The sequence below is a fragment of the Ruminococcus sp. AF17-12 genome (assembly GCF_003479245.1).
In the GTDB taxonomy this organism is placed as follows: domain Bacteria; phylum Bacillota; class Clostridia; order Lachnospirales; family Lachnospiraceae; genus Blautia_A; species Blautia_A fusiformis.
The window spans coordinates 22,217-42,820 of sequence record NZ_QUGY01000019.1 but is presented as its reverse complement, the minus strand read 5'-3'; the positions used below and the strand labels follow the sequence as shown (position 1 = coordinate 42,820).

At 45.3% G+C, this 20,604-nt stretch carries 16 protein-coding genes and 1 pseudogene; 4 read left to right on the top strand and 13 right to left on the bottom strand.

Annotated features, from left to right (window positions below; all coding sequences use genetic code 11):
* Positions 1–50: 50 nt before the first annotated feature.
* From DWW77_RS16245 to DWW77_RS16210, 8 genes are all read right to left on the bottom strand, one after another.
* Positions 51–374 (bottom strand): DUF7768 domain-containing protein, encoded by a 324-nt coding sequence (locus DWW77_RS16245; protein ID WP_019162195.1) that lies wholly within the window; start codon positions 372–374, stop codon positions 51–53.
* 149 nt (positions 375–523) lie between these two features.
* Positions 524–1,345, bottom strand: a complete 822-nt coding sequence (locus tag DWW77_RS16240; RefSeq protein WP_117889129.1) for a DNA-methyltransferase — start codon at positions 1,343–1,345, stop codon at positions 524–526.
* 57 nt (positions 1,346–1,402) lie between these two features.
* Positions 1,403–2,182 (bottom strand): hypothetical protein, encoded by a 780-nt coding sequence (locus DWW77_RS16235; RefSeq protein ID WP_286188035.1) that lies wholly within the window; start codon positions 2,180–2,182, stop codon positions 1,403–1,405.
* The gene (locus tag DWW77_RS16230; RefSeq protein ID WP_118609134.1) at positions 2,182–3,147 is read right to left on the bottom strand and encodes a DUF3991 domain-containing protein; all 966 of its coding nucleotides are present in this window, start codon (positions 3,145–3,147) and stop codon (positions 2,182–2,184) included. The genes DWW77_RS16235 and DWW77_RS16230 overlap by 1 nt, the downstream gene beginning before the upstream one ends.
* Positions 3,147–4,307 carry a methionine adenosyltransferase gene (gene metK / locus DWW77_RS16225; protein ID WP_055267995.1) on the bottom strand — a complete coding sequence of 387 codons (1,161 nt, stop codon included), beginning with the start codon at positions 4,305–4,307 and terminating at the stop codon, positions 3,147–3,149. The genes DWW77_RS16230 and metK overlap by 1 nt, the downstream gene beginning before the upstream one ends.
* Positions 4,308–4,752: 445 nt before the next feature.
* Complete coding sequence (locus tag DWW77_RS16220; protein WP_118609133.1) at positions 4,753–5,550, bottom strand: class B sortase; 798 nt, start codon at positions 5,548–5,550, stop codon at positions 4,753–4,755.
* On the bottom strand, positions 5,547–6,125 hold the full coding sequence (locus DWW77_RS16215) for a gamma-glutamylcyclotransferase family protein (RefSeq protein ID WP_502696236.1): 579 nt from the start codon (positions 6,123–6,125) through the stop codon (positions 5,547–5,549). Before DWW77_RS16215 ends, DWW77_RS16220 begins: the two co-directional genes overlap by 4 nt.
* Entirely contained in the window at positions 6,041–11,644 is a 5,604-nt protein-coding gene (locus tag DWW77_RS16210; RefSeq protein WP_353616952.1) for a SpaA isopeptide-forming pilin-related protein, read from the bottom strand. Before DWW77_RS16210 ends, DWW77_RS16215 begins: the two co-directional genes overlap by 85 nt.
* Before the next feature lie 101 nt (positions 11,645–11,745).
* On the opposite strand from DWW77_RS16210, the gene DWW77_RS18400 reads away from it, so the two are divergent.
* The 4 genes from DWW77_RS18400 (at position 11,746) to DWW77_RS16190 (ending at position 14,717) form a co-directional block, all read left to right on the top strand.
* Positions 11,746–12,300: a S24 family peptidase gene (locus DWW77_RS18400; RefSeq protein WP_286188034.1), complete on the top strand. Its 555-nt coding sequence runs from the start codon at positions 11,746–11,748 to the stop codon at positions 12,298–12,300.
* A 40-nt stretch (positions 12,301–12,340) separates the two neighbouring features.
* The gene (locus DWW77_RS16200) at positions 12,341–12,541 is read left to right on the top strand and encodes a helix-turn-helix transcriptional regulator (RefSeq protein ID WP_118609131.1); all 201 of its coding nucleotides are present in this window, start codon (positions 12,341–12,343) and stop codon (positions 12,539–12,541) included.
* A 149-nt stretch (positions 12,542–12,690) separates the two neighbouring features.
* A complete protein-coding gene (locus DWW77_RS16195; RefSeq protein WP_118609130.1) occupies positions 12,691–13,536 on the top strand; it encodes a MerR family transcriptional regulator in 846 nt (281 codons plus the stop codon).
* A gap of 542 nt (positions 13,537–14,078) precedes the next feature.
* The gene (locus tag DWW77_RS16190) at positions 14,079–14,717 is read left to right on the top strand and encodes a DUF1847 domain-containing protein (RefSeq protein ID WP_118609129.1); all 639 of its coding nucleotides are present in this window, start codon (positions 14,079–14,081) and stop codon (positions 14,715–14,717) included.
* Positions 14,718–14,841: 124 nt separating this feature from the next.
* Here the strand turns inward: DWW77_RS16190 and DWW77_RS18590 are convergent.
* The 5 genes and pseudogenes from DWW77_RS18590 to DWW77_RS16155 all read right to left on the bottom strand — a co-directional run bounded on the left by DWW77_RS18590 (position 14,842) and on the right by DWW77_RS16155 (position 20,564).
* Positions 14,842–15,786, bottom strand: a pseudogene (locus tag DWW77_RS18590) (tyrosine-type recombinase/integrase).
* A gap of 292 nt (positions 15,787–16,078) precedes the next feature.
* Complete coding sequence (locus DWW77_RS16175; protein WP_015517515.1) at positions 16,079–16,531, bottom strand: VOC family protein; 453 nt, start codon at positions 16,529–16,531, stop codon at positions 16,079–16,081.
* A 223-nt stretch (positions 16,532–16,754) separates the two neighbouring features.
* Positions 16,755–18,794 (bottom strand): lysine--tRNA ligase, encoded by a 2,040-nt coding sequence (gene lysS, locus DWW77_RS16165; RefSeq protein WP_118609127.1) that lies wholly within the window; start codon positions 18,792–18,794, stop codon positions 16,755–16,757.
* A gap of 64 nt (positions 18,795–18,858) precedes the next feature.
* Complete coding sequence (greA, locus tag DWW77_RS16160; protein WP_015526720.1) at positions 18,859–19,344, bottom strand: transcription elongation factor GreA; 486 nt, start codon at positions 19,342–19,344, stop codon at positions 18,859–18,861.
* A 269-nt stretch (positions 19,345–19,613) separates the two neighbouring features.
* A complete protein-coding gene (locus DWW77_RS16155) occupies positions 19,614–20,564 on the bottom strand; it encodes a glycosyltransferase family 2 protein (RefSeq protein WP_015526721.1) in 951 nt (316 codons plus the stop codon).
* Positions 20,565–20,604: the final 40 nt, after the last annotated feature.

The window sequence follows — 20,604 nt, the reverse complement described above, 5'->3', positions numbered from 1 at the left end:
AAACCAGTCGCATTTTGCTTCGTCCCCTCTGAACCTATCGTTTTTCGGAATTATTCGTTTTCTTTGATTTTGCTTAACCCATCCAGCGTGGTACAGATGATATGGAGTCTGTCAGCCATGCTGATCTCCGTGTTCATCGTCCCGGTGGTCTCTTTTCCGCAGACGACCACCATCCTGCACCGTCTTAAGATCTGATGGGACATTCTCCGCATAGCCTGCATATCCTCCGCATCCCCATCATCAAGGAATGGGGAAAAGCTGTACTGCGGACAGATCGGCACATATCCCAGTTCGTAGATCTTCCGGCAGTACCGCTGTACTTTGGTCTTTCCCTCTTCTGCAGAGCAGCAGACATAAGCAAGTGCCTGTTCCAATACGACCATCTCCTTTCCTGACCAGACAAGTTTCCTCTGCCCGGCGTTTTTCCAAAAAGAAACACCCACAAAGCATTCCGGCTCTGTGGATGTCTTGTGGACATCTGGATTCTTTTCTTCCTTTTTTCAGATGTCTGGCAGACATCCGGTTACTGTGGTTCTTTATTCTCTGCTTCTGCCCCGGCTTCCAGTGCGATACGGACACGGTCGCTTCCCAGCTTATAATATGCATCCGTCACTTCGATGCCGACTGCCTGATAGCCCGACTCTGTCGCCGCAAGGATGGTCGTGCCAGCTCCGGCAAACGGGTCTAAGATCAGGCCGCCCGGCTCGCAGATCTGGATGACATCCTTCATCAGCTGGAGCGGCTTTTCTGTCACATGGATGCGGTTCTGGGGATTCCCATAACGGAACACACCCGGAAGACAGGACACCGGGCGGTTGATTGGCATCGGACCGTTGCTTCCCCACACGATGTATTCTGCCTGCTGGCGAAACCTGCCTTTTTGCGGACGGGAATTTCCTTTGTCCCAGACTGCAGTTCCTCTCCAGATCCAGCCTGCCCACTGAAGGGCATCGGTGATAGACGGGTACTGTCTCCAGTCAATAAAAAGGCAGATCGGAGCCCCTCTCTTGCAGGCTTTCCGCACATCGTACAGCCATTCTGCCATCCAGTGGGTCCAGGAACGCTGATCCTTGTTATCCCCATCAAAGTCCGGAAGGGCATTCTCTGCTTTCATGCTGCTATACTTCTGGTTGGTGGTGCGGTTGCGTTCATTCTGCTTGGTTCCCCCGGACGCATAGGGCGGATCGGTCACGACTGCATCAAAAATCCCCGGCTGGAATCCTTTTACCAGCTTTAAGGTATCCCCATGCAAGATACGCCAGTTCTCCCCTCCGGCAGACTCATCCGGCAGACAGTCCGGTTTTAAAAGATCTTCAAGTTTCAGGGTATTTCCCATAGGCATCATCCTTCCTCTTGCTTATTTCCCAGATTTCTCTGGAAGTGCTTCTATCTATGGAACTGCTCATCGGCAGGTATCCTCTTTTTTTGGTACTTCTTTTCTCGGTGTTCTGCGCTGTTCACGGTGATCCGACAGTTCGGTTTCCACATATTCGCTGATGATTCCCAGTGCTTCATAATAATTGCCACTCTTGTGGACACGGTCTGCCATCTCGTTGGCCTGTTCGGACATCCCGGCACATCTGAGCAATCTTGAGGCATCCCCAAGGATTGAGAAAATATTTCCGTCATGCCCTAAGAGCTTCAGCTTCGGACGGGACGGATTTGGTTTCGGCTGCTGTTCCTGCATCTCGTTTTCTGGTGCTTTCACCTGTATCTGGAAATCCGAGCCGGCACCGACATAGAAATGTAAGTATAATTCACCGCCGTCTACCTTGATCTCCCGTTGTTCCAGACTTTCTCCCCAGCCATCGCTGTACTGGCCTCTCAGATACTGCCCCACCACACGGTATTCCTCTGGTGTCAGATTCTCCCGGAGTGTCAAGTTTGCACAGCCATATAAAACACCATCCTGTTCTTTTACCGCCATTGTAATGCGTTCCACTTTTTCCTTAATGTCCTTATTTCGGTCAAAATAATCAATCAGGTTGCATGGCTGGTTGTCAGGCATACCGAGCCGGTTGATCTCGTCAAGCTTTTCTGCTATAGATGGCTGATACTGCACCAGGTCAGGTCCTTCCAATGGTTCCGCATCATCCAGATCCACAATATCTGAATAGTCCGGGATAAACTCTGCCATCAGAGGGGACAGCATTTCCACTTCTATTTTTTCTTTGATAGGCATCACCTCACTTCCTTTCTCTGCCGTTTCTCCGGTGTTCGGGCAGCCATCTTTGCCATATCTGCCCAGTCTGCCCCTTCGATCTCCGGCAGGTTCTCGATGATCCGATAGCTTCCCTCGTAGGCTTTTCGGATATGTTCACACGCCCACCGTCCGGCAAAGTCATTGTCGGTACATACTTCAATCTCGGTAATCTCCGGGTGCTGGGACAGAAAATGTTCCAGTGCCTGCGGCTTTTTCATACTCCGCTGGCTCTGCCCTTCTTTTGGTGCACTGATCCCGCCAAGCTCCAGACGGTACTTATCCCGGCTTCCCTGTTCCAGTGTCATGTGCGCCAGCACATCCACACAGGCTTCATAAACGGCAACCCGTCTGCATCCTGTTTGTGCCGGAACACAAAAAGCGTATGCCTTTTCGCTTCCAGCCTGTTCCATCTTAAAAGCCTTTCCGCTGGCATCGTAAATCCCACGCAGGAAAGCATATCTTGCCACCTGATTTTCGTCCCGGCCTACGAACACAGCATTGTGATAGGGCAGGCTCTCATAGAGGATTCCCAGATGAACACACTGCTGTAAGACCTCTCCACTGATTCCGCGCTCTTTCAGATATCGGAACACCCTGCGGCAGTCCGGGCTGACTGGCGGCAGGACAAACAGCTTTTTGGGCTTTGTCTCCACAGGCGGAGGGATGTAGGTGGGATACTCATCTTTCAGCATTTGCACTGCCTCCAGAAAGGAACACCCATCTACATGGATCAGGAAATTTAAGGCACTGGTTCCCCCGATATCTCTGGATTTCCAGTGCCACTGGCTGGTGAGCTCGTTGATTTTAAAGCTATCGTGGTCTGTCAGCTCCCATTCATTTCTGGCTGAAGATTTTTTCAGGCGGTTCGGCTGGTATTTCTTCAGGTACTCAATGGCGGTGATTTCCCTTGCCCGTTTGATCTCTTCTTCCGGAATCCACGGCATTACATCACGGTATCCCGGAGCTGCTCTGCCTTATCCGTTTTCTCCCACGGGAATTCCTTTCTTCCAAAATGCCCGAACACGGCACTCTGTCGGTAGATCGGCCGCTTCAGGTGCAGGGTGTCACTAATCTGGCTTGGGGTAAGCCCAAACACCAGAGGAATCGCAGCGGCGAGGCAGTCATCCGCACAAATCTTTCCGGTTCCAAAGGTATCCACCTGCACCATGACTGGCTGGGCAACCCCGATGGCATAGGCAAGGGACACCTGACATCGGCTGGCAAGTCCGGCAGCCACCATGTTTTTGGCGATGTAACGAGCCATATACGCCCCGGATCGGTCAACTTTGGAACAGTCCTTCCCGGAAAATGCACCGCCGCCATGCGGTACCAGACCACCGTAGGTATCCACCATCAGCTTCCTTCCGGTCAGTCCGGTGTCTGCATCCAGACCTCCGCACACAAATCTGCCCGATGGATTAATCAGGATCTTGGTATCCTCATCCGGCGGCAGCATGCGGAGTGCCGGGCGCAGCACTTTCTCCCGGATCTCATGCTCCAGCTTCCGAAGGGATTTTTCCTTTTCATGCTGACAGGACACAACGACCGTATCCAGACGGACAGGTCTGTCATCTTCGTATTCCACGGTCACCTGTGCTTTTCCGTCCGGCAGGATTCCCATGATATATCCACTTCTACGGCTTGCAGACAGTTCTCTTACAATGCGGTTCGCCAGAACCACTGGCATCGGCATAAGCTGCGGCGTATCATCGCAGGCGTATCCCACCATGATTCCCTGATCCCCGGCTCCATTGGCAAGTCCGCTCTGAACAGAAACAGTTCCTGTCCTGCGTTCTCTGGAACGTTCCACTGCCCCGGCGATATCCGGACTCTGTTTGTGGATGAGGGCATCCATATGGATTCCATCTGCTTCATAGCCTGCACTCTCCAACACCTTTCTGACGATTTCAAACACCTGTGGCTCATATCGGCTGGTGATCTCTCCTGCCACAATGATGTTCCCTTTAGTAGCCAGCACTTCGCAGGCCACCTTGGAATTTTCGTCCTCTTTCAGACACGCATCCAGAATACTGTCTGCAATTAAGTCGCAGAGCTTATCCGGATGTCCTTCCGTTACGGATTCTGCTGTATAAAATCGTTTCATAATTATTACCATCCTTTCCAACGAGTCAAAACTCGCTGCTCGTTATAAACTAAATAGATCCAGCAGAAAGCACTCCTTTTTGGAACACTTCCTGCCGGATCTGGATTATGAGCTGTCTCACATTCTGCACTTTTCTAGTACGTTCAGACACTTTTTTCCACCTGAATACTACCAACACACACCCTTACATAATCCCCCTGTTTTGAACACTTCCCAGTCTGTGCGGTCATCATTTGTCTCATTTTCTACACTTTTTGGGGGCTTTCAGACACTTTTTGTTAGAGCATTCGCTGATATTCCGTAGAGTATTTACCAAAGTTTCCACTTTTGAACACATTTTCCATCTGAATACACCTGGCATACACCCTTTATATACTCCCCTGTTTTGAACACATCCCTGTCCATGCGGTCATTATTTGTCTCATTTTCTGCACTTTTCGGGTACTTACGAACACTTCTGACTCCACACTGCCCCGGAAACCGGCACCGCCAGGACGATATTCCTGGCACCGCTCCATTCATATGAACACGTGACGAGCGTCAAAACCTTATCGTATATACACTTCAGGTAATCATCTCCGGTTTCGAACACTTCCCTCCGCTTGGCTACTTTTAGGTACTCTTGCACGGCCACCACATCTGGAAGTTTCTGCTGGAACGGGAACAGATTCCGGTCTGCTTTCAGTACCGTGACAATCTTATACTCCTGAATGCCGTCCTCTGTCTGAAGATAAGCAAAACGATGGGCGTTATAATAATCTTCCCCTGCATATAAGTCCAGGTTTCCGAACATCGCCCCGCTGTTCATGTTGTGACCGTAAATGGTGAGATTCCTGCTTTCGGACACTTTACAGTCTGCCTGTAAAAACAGGCTTCCGTTGATGTCATATTCCTTTTTGTAATTCCGTTTCAGGTAAAACTCCCCATTCTCCTGTTCGGACTGAAGCACCGGGTAATCAATCCCGGTATCCGGTATGGTCAGCCATCCCTGCACATCCGGGTATTGTTCCTGGAGAGAAACAAGGTCTACCGCAGCCACTGGGCATTTTCTCCCAGCTGGTTGGTCTTTCTTTTCAGATCCTGAGGCTCCCGGAGCTTCCGGCTCCGGGAAATTCCCTTTCAGCTCTGCCACCAGCTTTTTGTTCTCCATTGGGAGATATACCATATGGTAAAGCAGGAACCCGGCACTTAAGGAAAGTGCTGCAAGGCATACCGTTTGAAAAAGTTTTTTCGCGATTTTCATCGTTCCTGTCCGGCTTTCCTCTGCTTCTTTGGCTGGCTTTTCTGCGTCTGTCCCGGCACAGGCGGTTTTCTGGCTGCTTTCAGGATCGGCTCTGTCGGAATCTGGTTCTGTCTGCAGCCCTTTAAGATTCCGGTCAGGTACGACCGTCCGGGCGGATTAAAGTTCTGCATGTAATCTTTTGTCATGATATAGACAATGGCTTTGATCTCTCTTCCGCCTTTATTCTTGACGGTGATTTCCTGTTTGTCGTAAAAATCAGGATAGCCTTCATAAAGATCCAGGCTCTTTTCGCAGTCCCCGGTCAGTGACCAGAGGACGCCGTCCACATGGCTTTCCTCTTCCGGGAAGATGGTGGCAAGACCGCTTCCTGCGGCTGCAAAGGTCAGCCGATACCCCTCCAGGCGGACGGTTTCTACCACCTCCGCCTTTGGGCACCGATATGCCATCTGGTCCAGATCCATGTTGCTTCCATACGCAAAATATAATTGTTTCAGCCTATCTGCCCCCCTTTTTTCTTCTTTCTTCTGGATGCCACACTCATGCCGATCAGACCGCCTGTGGAAAGGATCAGGCACAGGGCCGGAATCCAGAGGTTGGTGTCATCGCCTGTTTTCGGGTTACTTACAGACGGGGTGTCCTCCGGCAGCTTCTCGTTCGTCACTTTCTGGATGACTTCAATCACTGGGGTTTTGTCATCTACATAAGTAAATGTCACTTCATGCTTGGTCTCATCCAGCTGATATCCTTCCGGTGCTTTGGTCTCAACCAGATAATAAGTGGCTGCCTTATCAAATTTGCCATCCTTATAAGTTCCGATTGCAAGCAGTCCGCTGGTTGCATGACCGTTTTCATCAGTGGTCAGGGTTTCTACCACTTTTCCATCGGCATCCCTCAATTCAAATTCCGCACCTTTCAGTGCAGCTCCGGTATCCTTGTCCGTTTTCTCAATGATCAAACGTCCCTTTGCGGTATCATCTTTCATGGCTACCTTCTGGATCTCTGCGATGTCTGCCACCTCGAAGGTGATCTCTTCCGAAACGACATAACCGTTTGGAGCCTGCTCTTCTTTCAGGGTGTATTTACCGATTGGAAGTTTTTCGATATAATGCGGCTCTTTACCGGAAGTCCAGGTTTCTACGATATTGCCATTTTCATCTGTGATGGTCAGTTTGGCTCCTTCGATCTCATTATCTCCGGTAATATCCGTTTTGCTGATCTCCACTTTGGTCACATCATCTTCCATTACCTGTTTCTGGATCTCTGCAGTATTCTCTACGGTGAATGTGATGCTTTCCGCAGTGGCATATCCATCGGCCGGCTTGGTTTCTGTCAGGGTGTAAGATTTTCCTACGACCAGTTCTTTGATGATGTGCGGCTCCTTGGTGGATGTCCATTCCTCAACAACAGCCCCGTTTTCATCCGTCAGCTGTAATCTAGCTCCCGGCAGTTCCTCGCCCGTGGTCAGATCGGTTTTGGAAAGCTCCACGGTTGTCGGCTCATCTTCAAATACAAATTCATAGGATGCTTCTGCTTCTTTATCCCCCTGGTACTCGAAAACAAATTCCTGTTCTTCTCCGGTGGTAACAAATCCATCCGGTGCATACAGCTCCTTCACATAATAGGTTCCGTCAATCGGCAGGTCTGCAATAAAGGAAATCTTTCCATCTACATCTGTTGTTTTTAACTCGATCAGGGTATCTGCTTCCATCAGCACCTTTCCAGATGCGGACAGGATGTCGTTCCTAGTGTACAATCCAAAGATGCCGCCTTTTAATACACGGTCGGTATCCTTTTCTTTCTTCAGGACGTTCACTTTCACCTTCTGGCGGTTGTTCTGCCAGTCCTCATCGTATACGACAACCGGGGTATCCTGATCGCGGTAGGAAAGATCTACATATCGTGGTTCTTCATCCAGGATATAACCATATGCTGTGCCTACCTCTTTGACATAATATTTTCCAACCGGAAGGTCAGATACTTCTGCAACACCGTTTGCATCGGTAGTTACAGTTGCTACCAGTTCGTCCTTGGAATAATAGTCCGGGCTTACGCCATCAGCTGCTTTGATATCTTCGGCAGCACGGATTTCGAAGGTAACGTCTGTCAGGCTTCCTGTAATGTACTCAAAGAAATGTTCCACAACACCTTTGACGTTATCCAGCAGGGTGATCTTATCGAGAAATTCGCCCTTCTTGTTTACGATCAGCAGTGCTTTCGGTACATGGTCCTGCATTTCCACTTTCTGTATTTCTGCGGTATCCTCGATGGTGAATTTCACATCCGTAGTCTTTAAATAACCAAGCGGTGCAAGGGATTCACGGAGGATATAGGTTTTTCCAACAGTCAGATATTTGATCACATGAGGCTCATCCTTTACGGAAGTCCAGCTGTCGATCACGTTTCCATCCTCATCCAGAACAGAAAGGGATGCTCCGTTCAACTCCACGCCTGTTGTCAGATCGGATTTTGTCACCTCGATGGTCGTCGGCTGGTTCTTCTTAATCGATTTCAGTTTAATGGTCTGGATGTCTTGTCCCTGATAGGTGGCATCAAATTCCAGTACCTCATCAGAGGATACAAAACCGTCCGGTGCAGAAATTTCTTTTACATAATAAGTTCCAAGCGGCAGGTCCAGGGTGAAGTGTGCCTGTCCCTTTTCATCGCTTGTAATCTCCTGTAATAAGGTGTCCGCTTTCACGATTACATTGTCACCGGATTTGATCTCATTCTTATTATAAAGACCAAAGACGGCTCCAGCTACCACGCTTCCGGTTTCTGCATCCTGTTTTTCCACGGTGATGCTTACCTTCTGGCGTTCATTGGTAAATGTCACTTCTTCGTCTACAACCGGGGTATCCTGTCCGGCATAGGTAAAGGTTACCTTTTCTCCTTTGGCATTCCAGGTGTATCCTTCCGGTGCTTTTTTCTCTTCTACACGGTATTTTCCGAGCGGAAGATTCTCGATTACGGCACTTCCGGTTTCATCGGTCGTTACCGTTGCCACCAGTGTGTCCTTGGCATATTCCAGATAACGGTTGCCGTTCTCATCTGTCTGATGGTCTGCGGTATAGATATCCTCGGAGGCGTAAACTTCAAACACGGCTCCTGCAAGGCTGGCTTCCTCATAAGTAAAGTCTTTATCAAAACCTTTGACTACTTCGCCTTCTTTGCGGATGGTCAGTCTGCCCTTAGCTGGGTGGTTCTCAAAATCCACCTCGATGATTAGGTCACCGCTGACCGGATCTTCCTGGTATGCGGTATCACTGTCTACCTTGATTTCCACGGTATTGGTGCTGTGGGTATATCCATCTGGTGCAGTCACTTCTTCGATGCGGTAATTTCCACAAGCCAGATTCTGTGGCAGGATCAGGTATCCGTTTTCATCCGTAAAATAGGATTTATGTACCGTAGTGGATGGATAAGTAGTCACTTGTTCTACATATTTCTTGTTATCCAGATCGTATACTTTAAATTCAGTATTCGGAACCAGAACAGATTTCTTTGTCTCGTCATCTTTTTTGACGATTTTTAATTTTGCTTCAAACTCTTCGTCCAGAAGCACACGCCATACCTGCGGTTTCTCTGGATTGTTCTCTGAAATCACAACTTTGAAATCATCAACTGGTTTGAAGTTGTGCGGTGTGGTGGTTTCTCTTACAATGTAAGTCCCGTATGCAAGCGGAATGGAGCATGCATATCCACGCTCATCCGTGAACATTTCTGTCTGTCCGTCTGCAGTCAGCACGACCGGAGTAGCGGATGTAAAATCATAGGAACCGTCCTTATTTTTCTTCAGGCTGCTCTCCAGATATGCACTGAATCCCACACCTTTTAACAGATCGGCATCGGTCTTTCCGTTGTTGGCGGCTTTGATGATCTGAAACGGCTGTTTGATCACATCTTCCAGAGAAGTTACGGTACGTTCTACCGTCTGAACCAGATCTCCCTCGTCATTACACTCCAGATCATGTTCTCCCGGGTCTGCCAGATATCCGACAGGCGGAGTCAGTTCTTTAACGTAATACTTTCCGAGATAGAGGTCTGCGACTTCTGCATTTCCCTCTGTATCCGTAGTCAGGGTTGCAATCTGTGTTCCTGCCGGGTAAAGAACACCTGTCTGTCCATCTGGATGTACGATATCTTCACGGGCATACAATCCGTAAACAGCACCCTCAAGGGTTGCATCTCCCTGTGCGGTCTTTCCGGTTTCGGAATCCTCTTTTACCAGTTTGATCTTCGCATTGATCCGCTCATTCTGGAACGTATGGTTGAAAGAAACCGTTGCCTCTTTGTCTGTTGTGTACTGGAAGGTAAAGGAGTACACATCCTCGCCGTTTCTCACATATCCAGCTGGTGCACCCAGCTCTTTCATGTAGTAGCTGTTGGCTATCGGCAGGTCTGCCTGATATATGGCTTTTCCGTCTATTCCGGTCACTGCTTTCTCAATGAGAGTATCTTTCTTGACCACAATGGTTCCGTCCGCTGCTTTGATGTCATTTCCGGCATACAGACCATAAGTGCCGCCCGGAAGGTATTTCCTGGTTTCCTTATCCTGCTTGTATACACTTACGCTTGCTTTCTGGCGGTCATTTTTGAATGTCACGCTTCCCATGACCTTTTCTACGTTGCTTCCAGCATAGGAAAGGGTGATCTCCTGGCTTTCGCCTGTGCATACCAGATTTTGTGGTGCCTGCATTTCTTTTACTACATATTTTCCCAGATATAGATTATCCAGTGTGGCACTTCCGTCATCTCCGGTGGTAAGTCCGGCTTTGACTAATGCGTCTTTTTTGTAGACTACTGTTCCGTCTGCGGATACAATGTCCGACGCGGCATAAACGTTATAAACCGCACCTTTCTGTTTCTGCTCGGTATAAACAAAGGAAACACCATCATCAGTTACCTTTGCCCCAGTCAGAACTTCCCCTAATTTATAAACAGTCAGGCTTGCCATCTGTTCAGCATCAGTAACGGTCTGTTTTACAGTGCCGCCGATGACCAGGTTCACATCGTAAGCCTTAGTGTCCAGCAGGTATCCGTTTGGTACGGAGATCTCTTTCAGGTATACGGTATCCTGTGTTTTTGTGATCGTAACGCTGGAAGCTCCGTTGTCATCTGTGGCCGGCATCTTCGTGATCAGGTTCTTTCCGTCCTTGTCACTGTAAACGCCATAGACTGCACCTGCGATGGCTTTGTTGCTCTTGCGGTCCTTTTTTACGATTTCTAGAGTTGCCTGTTTTACCCATGAAACTTTAAAATCCACATATTTCTCATCGGTCACGCCCTCGCCAAATACCAGGGCAAGGTCCTGTGTCTCGCTTCCGGTGGTGATCTTATAAGCGGAGTAGTCTTTGATGATGCTTCCTTTCATGGTGGAAGACCATTCCCCTTTGACATCCACAGCCTGTGTCAGCGGTGCGGATAAATAAAATTTGGTACCGCCGCAGATTTCCACGGATGCACCTACACTGCTGGTCTTTCCGGTTGTCACATTATGCAGTCTGACACCGGACGGCAGTTTCATGGTGATGGTCTGCAGTTCGGATGCCTTGAAGGTGATCTCTTCTGTTCTCTGGCTGTTGCCACTGATATATGCGGTAACATCTGCATTGGAGAAACTCATGTCCACTTCCGGGATCTCCGGCTGGCTCATGCAGTAATTGTAGAGTTCCATTGCCAGAGCCTGTCCGGTTGCATTCGTACCAGAAAAAGCGTCACCGCTGTTATTTGCATAGGATGCTGCCAGATGGACAATGATAAACTGTTTTCCGGCTGAAAAATCAGGATGTTTCTCAGAAAAAAATCCATTTTCACCGGATGCTTTGGTACCGTAGTAGCACACTTTTGCCAGTGCTTTGCTGTCACCCAGTTTGGTGATCTTGTAAACACCATCCCCAGGTCCCGCTTTGGATGGCTGCACACAGTAGGCAGTTGCAGACACATTTCCAAATTTAACGGTATATTTATAGGTTACATAGGAGCCCAAACCGTAGTCTGCATAATAGTATGCAGTCCCTCTTGTCACATTCACGTCCTGGGTTGCTCTTGTACTGGTATTGACTGCGGTGAATGAAACGGTTTCCCCATCTTCCATTGCTATCAGGTCAATATCCTGTTCCCCTGCCTGCTCCAGAACATCGCTGAGTGTCAGCCCGGATTCTGCATCGGTTGTATTTTCCGTTTCGGATTCCTCTAATGCGGCATCAAACTCGGATTCAGAAAGTCCATCCTGAAATTCGGATTCTGTTTCTTCCGGTTCTTCTGTCTCCGCTTCCTCTGTTTCAGATTCAGCTGTCTCCGGCTCAACAATTACAACAGGAATCTGTTGCTAATGGAGAAATCGGCATCTTCGCTCTTAACGGAGAAGCCTATATTAAGAAATTACAAAACGATAAAGACGGAATTTTCCTTATCTCTCTTAATGAAAAGTATGCACCTATCAAGGTTAGTGAAAATGACCGCTTAGACATATTTGGAAAAGTTCTTGGAAAATCTGATGCTTCTGCTATTACAGGACATTGCGAGAAGTCAGACCGGATAAGATCTTATAAGATCCTGTGCAAAACAGAGAAAATAAAAAAACATCTTCCAATCATCATAAGTCCCGAAAAAGAGTTATCCACTTTTCATAATTCCGCTGCCTTCATTTATTCAGGAGTACTTTCAGGCCCCTTTGCAGGGCTTGCCGATAAAGCATTGCCGATAAAATTGCAAGTCCTTTTTATTGGACACATTATTTTGCATAATTGACAATAAGAAAATATCTATAGAACTGAAAGAAGGGATTTTTATGGCAGTTACCAATAATATCAGAGAAATCCGGGAACAGCGTGGCATTTACCAGGATGACCTTGCCGCTGCTATCGGATACAGCACCAAAACTGTTGGCAGGATAAAACGTGGGGACAGCACCCCATCTGCCGAATTTATGCTGCGGATATCAAAATACTTTAATATGCTGGTGGAAGATGTATTCCACGTGGAAGATTGAGTCGGAGCAGCAATCCGGTTCACCTTCTATTTTGGACAGCTTTTCATGTCCTTATCAACAACTATAGTTTTTTGATAAATGCTTGACTGTAAACCTTGTTTATAGCTTATTATTAAGTAAAATAGAGTTGCTCGAAAGGAGGGCATAATATGACTATAAAAGACGTAGAAGAGCGAACAGGTTTATCCCGTTCTAATATCCGTTTTTATGAAAAGGAAAAACTTATTGAGCCTTCGAGAAATGAAAGTAATGGTTATAGAGATTATTCTGAAAATGATGTGGAAAATATAAAGAAGATTGCATATCTACGTACATTGGGAATTTCTATTGAAGATATACGAAGTATTATATCCGAAAAAGTAACATTGCAGGAAATGCTTGAGAAGCAAAAGGAAGTATTAAAAAATCAGATTACTGATTTGAATAAGGCGAAACTCATGTGCGAAAAAATGCTGGATGAAGAAAGTATTAGTTATGAAAAATTACAGGTAGAACAATATGTAACAGATTTGCGTGACTATTGGAAAGATAATCGAACTGTTTTCAAACTGGATTCCGTCAGCTTTTTGTATATATGGGGAAGTATGCTTACCTGGACTATGATTACCGCACTATGCTTGATTATTGGGGCTTTGTCTTATTCTAAGTTGCCGACAGAAATTCCAGTACAATGGAGTAAAGGAGTGGCAACATCCCTAGTTAATAAAAACTGGATTTTTATTTGTCCTGTTATATGTATCATAATCCGTTATTTATTAAAACCTTTTATCTATGCGAAATTGCAGATGAACAATTATTATGGAGAAATTATAACAGAGTATTTGACAAATTATATGTGTTTTATTGTGTTGTCAGTGGAAATCTTCTCCATACTTTTTACTTTCGGAGTGGTAAAAAGTGTTGTTGTACTGTTATTTGTGGACACGGCAATTTTTATTGGATTGTTAGTAGTTGGTTTGGTAAAAATGGATTTGAGAGGGAAAGAAGTTTTATGATTCAAATTTTATATTTCAGAAATAACAATAAGATACTATTTTTCCCACGCCTACTATGAGAACGGCGGCTATGAGATAGAAATTGCATATACTGGCGAATAAAAGAACCGCCGTTGCATGGTTTATTGGCTTCCATGTAGCTAGTATTCGGCTGAGGTATTGAAAGAGCTAGGATTGAAATGAGGGAAGTGGATAAATGTTTTGATTGACGAAATAACCTATACATGATAGTATAAATCCAAAGATGATGGTCTATCAGAGAGACTGTTATATATCTTCAAGTTTAAAAAGATAATTTTCAATAATTTTTCAAAAATCAGAATCAACAATTCATGACAAATCAACCCTGAATCGGGGAACGTTTCTCATAGAAAAGAACTACAAAAAATAAGAAAATAAAAACGGAAAACCATTGTCTGTAGTATAAGTATTTGTTATTATGAAGTAAATAGAGGATATTTTACAAAGTAAAGCTTAATCTAGAGAATCTGCCAGTGGCAGGCCTCTGTAGATACCAAGGTATACAAAAGGAGAGTGAAAAAATGAAAAAAGAAGCCATATCCTGTATCGACTGCGCAGTAAAAAACTGCAACAAAATGGATAAAATCTATCCGGATTTCTGTCTGACAACACACATGGATGAAGAAGTTCTAAATGAAGCTATGGAATGCTACAATGAAGACGAGAACCGCAAAGTAACAATCGCTGCAGCTGAAGTAGAGTATGAGAATTACTGCAAACATACCCGTGTCGAAGAAATCATGGATTTTGCAAAGAAGATTAATGCGAAAAAGATCGGGATCGCAACCTGTGTCGGATTGTTGAAAGAAAGCCGTATCCTGGCAGATATCCTGCGCAGACATGGCTTTGAGGTGTATGGTGTCGGCTGTAAAGCCGGAACACAGAAGAAGACATCGGTCGGCATCCCGGAATGCTGCGAAGGTGTCGGTGTGAATATGTGTAATCCGATCCTGCAGGCAAAGCTTCTGAACAAGGCGAAGACGGACCTGAATGTTGTGGTCGGACTTTGTGTGGGGCATGACAGTCTGTTTTACAAATATTCCGAGGCACTGACTACGACAGCAGTGACGAAAGACCGTGTATTGGGGCATAATCCGGTGGCGGCGCTTTATACTGCGGATAGTTATTATTCGAAGTTGAAGAAGAGTGAAGAAGAGTAATATTTCTAATTTGGGCGTTTAAAGATACATAAAGATATCCCATTCAAGCATTTCTCTTTTTATCCAACGAAAAAAAGAACACACAACACTCTGTATGTTCTCTTTCTGTATGTGAAGTCCAATATTATACTTTGAAGTAGCTATCCAATCCTTTGAACTCTTCCGCTTTCATTTCTTTTGTAACATCAGCATAGATGTTCAGTGTAGTTGAAATATCTGAATGTCCGAGTGCGTCTTGAATGACCTTTATATTTACTCCAGCTTCACACATTCTTGTTGTAAATGTATGTCTAAGCGAGTGGCAGCTAAAATGAGGAAGTAACACATCAGGTTCATCACTGTACAAAAACTGCTCATCATTGCAATCACGGATAATTCTTCGGATTGCTTTGTTGAGTGTGGCTTGGTGCTGTGCCTGACCAAAACGATTGATGAAAATAAAATCTGTATATCCGTCAATCGTGACCTCGCAATGAAGTCCTAAATCTTCCTGCTTCTGTTTCTCATGTTCCAATGCTTCTTTCACAAAACCGAGCATTGGAACCTACCTCATACTCGCCGGAGTCTTCGTTGTATTTACATTGAAATAACAGCCACTTTTACTTCCCTCGGTTCTGTGGTCATAATATACAAGAGTATGATTAACATCAATCATTCCACTTTCCATATCAATATCACACCATCTCAATCCAGTTACTTCCCCCACACGAAGTCCAGTTCCTATCATTACTGCAAAGACCGGATACCAGTGTTCATATACAGGGTGGGTTTTCAGGAAATTCAGAAATAGCTCCTGCTCCGGTTTCGTCAACGCTCTACGCTTTTCCGACTGAAAACAATGTGCTTTTTTCAATTCTCTCAACACATTATCTGACGGGTTATTTCTGATAAAGTCATCATCGACAGCAATCTGTAAAACCTGATGAAGAACCGTATGTATATTATCAATCGTTGAAGGCTTCAAATTTCTTTCATCAACAAGATAATTGTAGTATTTCTTAATATCCGATTTCTTCAGCGTTGATATTCTTTTACTTCCAATCACTGGTCGCACAAAAGTATTGTACATATATTTGTAATTTTCAAAGGTATTATTCTTCAGCCTCTTTTCATATTTGCCCAAGCGGTAAGTTTTTCTCCGACCACTCCGAAACAAGTTCCGGATGTACTTCTGCTAAACTGTTATTCATAGCCAAACCGGGGCCTCCTTGTGCTTAGAATATATGAAGTTTTAGCTTTGTCTTGTAGTTTGCGAATATCCGTATAAATAGAAAAAGCCCTTTGAGAAAAGGATTTCTCCCCTCTCAAAGGACAACCAGACAAACTGAAAGTTGCCACTTTCCTGTACTTACCATTTTTCATTAAAGCGGCTGCATCATCTCAAGAATGATTCCATCCGGGTCTCTAAAATAAAAAGCTCTACTTTCCCCAAATCCATCTGCTCTAAAATCGAAATACTGCGGTTCAGACAAGCACTCCACATTATTATCTACGAGATGTTTGTAAGCAGAATCAATATCATCTGTGTAGAAACATACTTCCGAGATAGATGTTGTAAACAAATCAGAGGGAACTTTCTTTACTTCGTTGTTTACAAACTGAATCAGCTCAACTGGCGGTGCTTCAACAGCCTTGGAGCCATTCAAATAAGCGACCCTTGCTTTGCAATTTACTCTACGAAACATTTTATCTGTTTCTTCGCCTTCCATAAAAATCTCTCCTTGAAACTCAAGCCCAAGGACATCTCTGTAGAATGCAATTGAGCGTTCCAAATCAGAAACCGTTAGTCCTACATGATAAATTCTTCCAACCATATATATTTCTCCTGTAAATTTCGATATGTATTTTTGTTTGTTTAAAAAATGGGCAATCCCGATTGGAATTGCCCACTCATTGTACTAATTATGCGATTTTTTCTTGCTTGCACCGATTTCTGCATCAAATGATGTAAGTTTGATGTAAATCGCTGTTTTTTATTTTTTTATCAAATGAAGTACGTCCCGTCTATTCGGTAAAACGGTACATCTTTACATCATCTTAATAGAGCTTTGCACCTGCTGGAATATGGTCATCAACCATCAGAAGATGGAGCTTTTCTTCGCCTTCTTCTTCGTGGATAGCACTGAGGAGCATACCGCAAGAGTCAATGCCCATCATAGCTCTCGGTGGAAGATTTGTGATAGCGATAAGCGTCTTTCCAACCAGTTCTTCAGGCTCATAAAAGCTATGAATACCGCTTAAAATGGTTCTGTCTGTGCCTGTTCCGTCATCAAGCGTAAACTGTAACAGTTTCTTTGACTTCGGTACTGCAACACACTCTTTAACCTTTACTGCACGGAAATCTGACTTGCTGAATGTGTCAAAATCAACTGCTTCCTCAAACAAAGGCTCAATCTTTACCTTAGAAAAATCAATCTTTTCAGGCTCAGCTTTCACTTCTGCAGCTGCCGGAGCTGCTTCGGAAGTCTTGGAAGCTTTCTTATCAGCGTCCAGGGACTTCATTGTCGGGAACAGAAGTACGTCACGAATTGCCTGGCTGTCTGTCAGGAGCATAACGAGACGGTCGATTCCGTATCCGATACCACCTGTTGGCGGCATACCGATCTCCAGTGCATTCAGGAAGTCTTCATCTGTGTGGTTGGCTTCCTCATCACCTGCGTCTGCAAGAGCATCCTGTGCTTTGAAACGCTCTCTCTGATCGATCGGGTCGTTGAGCTCGGAATATGCATTACACATTTCCCATGTATTGATAAAGAGCTCAAAACGCTCTACCTTGTTCGGATCGGAAGGTTTCTTCTTGGTCAGCGGAGAGATCTCGATCGGATGATCCATGATAAATGTCGGCTGGATCAGCTCTTTCTCACAGTACTCCTCGAAGAAGAGGTTGATGATATCACCCTTCTTATGACGATCCTCATACTCGATATGATGCTCGTCAGCAAGCTTCTTGGCTGCCTCATCATCTGCTACTTCGTCAAAGTCGATTCCTGCATATTTCTTGATGGCATCGTTCATGGTCAGACGTGCGAAAGGCTTTCCAAGATCGATCTCGATACCATTGTAGGAAATCTTTGTGGAACCGCAGACCTTCTCTGCAAGGTAACGGAACATGGACTCTGTCAGCTCCATCATTCCCTCATAATCAGTATATGCCTGATAAAGCTCCATCAGAGTGAACTCCGGATTGTGACGGGTATCAACACCCTCATTACGGAATACACGGCCGATCTCGTAAACTCTCTCAAGTCCGCCTACGATCAGTCTCTTAAGATAAAGCTCCAGGGAAATACGAAGCTTAACGTCTTCGTTCAGTGCGTTGTAATGTGTCTCGAATGGTCTTGCAGCTGCACCGCCTGCGTTGGAAACCAGCATTGGTGTCTCAACTTCCATGAAGTCACGTCCTGCAAGGAAGTTACGGATCTCCTTAAGGATCTGGGAACGTTTGATAAATACATTCTTGCTGTCTTGGTTCATGATAAGATCCACATATCTCTGACGATAACGGGTATCTGTATCTGTCAGTCCGTGGAATTTCTCAGGAAGGATCTGTAAGCTCTTGGAAAGAAGAGTCATCTTCTCTGCATGAATGGAGATCTCACCTGTTCTTGTTCTGAAAGCAAATCCCTCCAGACCAAAAATATCACCGATATCAGATTTCTTGAAATCTGCATAGGAATCGGTTCCAATGGCATCTCTTGCCACATAAACCTGAATGTTACCCTGTAAATCCTGGATATTGCAGAAAGAAGCTTTTCCCATTACACGCTTGAACATCATACGTCCTGCGATCGATACATGGATCGGGCTTGCGTCCATGATGCTTCTTCTTTCTTCATAATCCTTCTTCTGAGCCTCTTTTGCCTGCTCTTCATCAAGACCTGTTACATCAAGCTCCTTGCGATCTTTGAGAAGCTCTGCCTCATGTGCTTCATAGAGATTCTTTACCTCAAGGGAATGATGTGTCTGATCAAATTTTGTGATCTGAAACGGGTCCCTGCCATTTGCCTGAAGGTCTGCCAGTTTGTCACGACGTACCTTAAGCAGCTGGTTTACATCCTGCTTCTTCTGCTCTGCCACTTGTTGGCCTCCTTAATCTATCTGTCGTTCAAGCGGATCTGTGCGATCCGCTCCGTTGTCTGCTTTATACGTTTCTCTGGATCTCAAGAACCTTGTATTTCATGATTCCGGACGGCATCTCAACCTCAACGATATCGTTGGTGTGTGCACCGATCAGTGCTTTACCTACCGGAGACTCATTGGAGATCTTTCCCTCAAGGCTGTTAGCCTCTGTGGAACCTACGATCTTCAGCTCCATATCTTCCTCAAATTCATAATCATGAACCTTAACCTTGCAGCCTACGCTGATTCTGTCAAGATCGACTTCGTCCTCTACTACAACCTCAGCGTTCTTGAGGATCTTCTCGATCTCCTCGATACGTGCCTCGATATCTCTCTGCTCATCCTTTGCTGCATCGTACTCTGCGTTCTCAGAAAGGTCTCCCTGCTCTCTAGCCTCTTTGATCTTTCCTGCTACTTCTTTTCTCTTAACAACTTTCAGATCGTGCAGCTCGTCTTCCAGTTTTCTAAGTCCTGCGTATGTGAGTAAGTTCTTCTTTGCTTCTTCCATTTTGCCTTACTTCCTTTCAAAACCGTGCTGTTTTTTCTGAAAAAAATACAGCTTCGGATATTTCTGTTGCTACCATTCCCAAGAGCTCTTTTTTCTAAAAAAGAGCGTAAAAATCTCAGGATATTCACAATTCCTGTATTATACCGAAAAGCCCCAGTATTGTCAAGCATTCCACGTCGAAAAAGGGTCCCTGAAATATGCAAAAAAAGCCGCGCGAAATCTCAGATTTCAACACGGCTTTTCTGTATTATCCTACCCGGTCTGATTCCTTATTTCTTCTCCGGAAAAAGATCTTTATAACGATTAGTCACCATCTGTGTCTGATACTCAAAATCCTGTTTATGCTGATTGACCAGTGTAGAAAGGATGATCCCGGAAAACCAGCAGATGATAGCTGTCAGGATCACAAACCCGCTGACGATCAGTGTCGGGATCTTTTCCACTGTCCCAACCTCCAGAAAATGTACCAGCACCGGAATAAAGAATACCATTCCCACCACAAACAGCACTGCTGCGATAAGGGAGAAGAACTCCAGCGGCTTGTAATTCTTGAACATTTTCACAATAGTCTTCAGGACCTTAAATCCATCTGCATAAGTATTCAGCTTGGACTCACTTCCCTCCGGCCTGTCACGATATTCAATGACTACATTCTCAACCTGCATGTTCTTATCGATGGCGTGGATCGTCATCTCTGTCTCGATCTCAAAATTCCTGGAAAGTACCGGGAATGTTTTTACAAAGCGGTAACTCATGGCACGGTAACCTGTCATGATATCCTTGATGTTGCTTTTGAAAAGACGGTTAATGGAACCTCTTACGATGCTGTTTCCAAAGTTGTGGAAAGGTCTCTTGTTCTCTGTAAAATATGTAGAAGAAAGGCGGTCACCAACTACCATGTCTGTGCCTTTCTCCAGAACCTTGCTGCACATTTCAGCTGCAAACTCTGCCGGATAAGTATCGTCACCATCTACCATAAGATAACACTGCGCATCGATATCCCGAAACATACTGCGGATCACGTTTCCTTTTCCCTGCTGATACTCATAACGGACAACTGCCCCTTCTTTTCTGGCGATCTCGTCTGTTCCATCTGTAGAGTTATTATCATATACGTAGATCACAGCTTCCGGAAGTGCTTTTTTCATATCGCGGATAACCTTTGCTACCGTCTTGCTTTCGTTGTAGCAAGGAATTAAAACTGCTATTTTATCTGCCATTATTTTTCTCCTGTAAAACAAAAAACTTTCTGCGGATTCC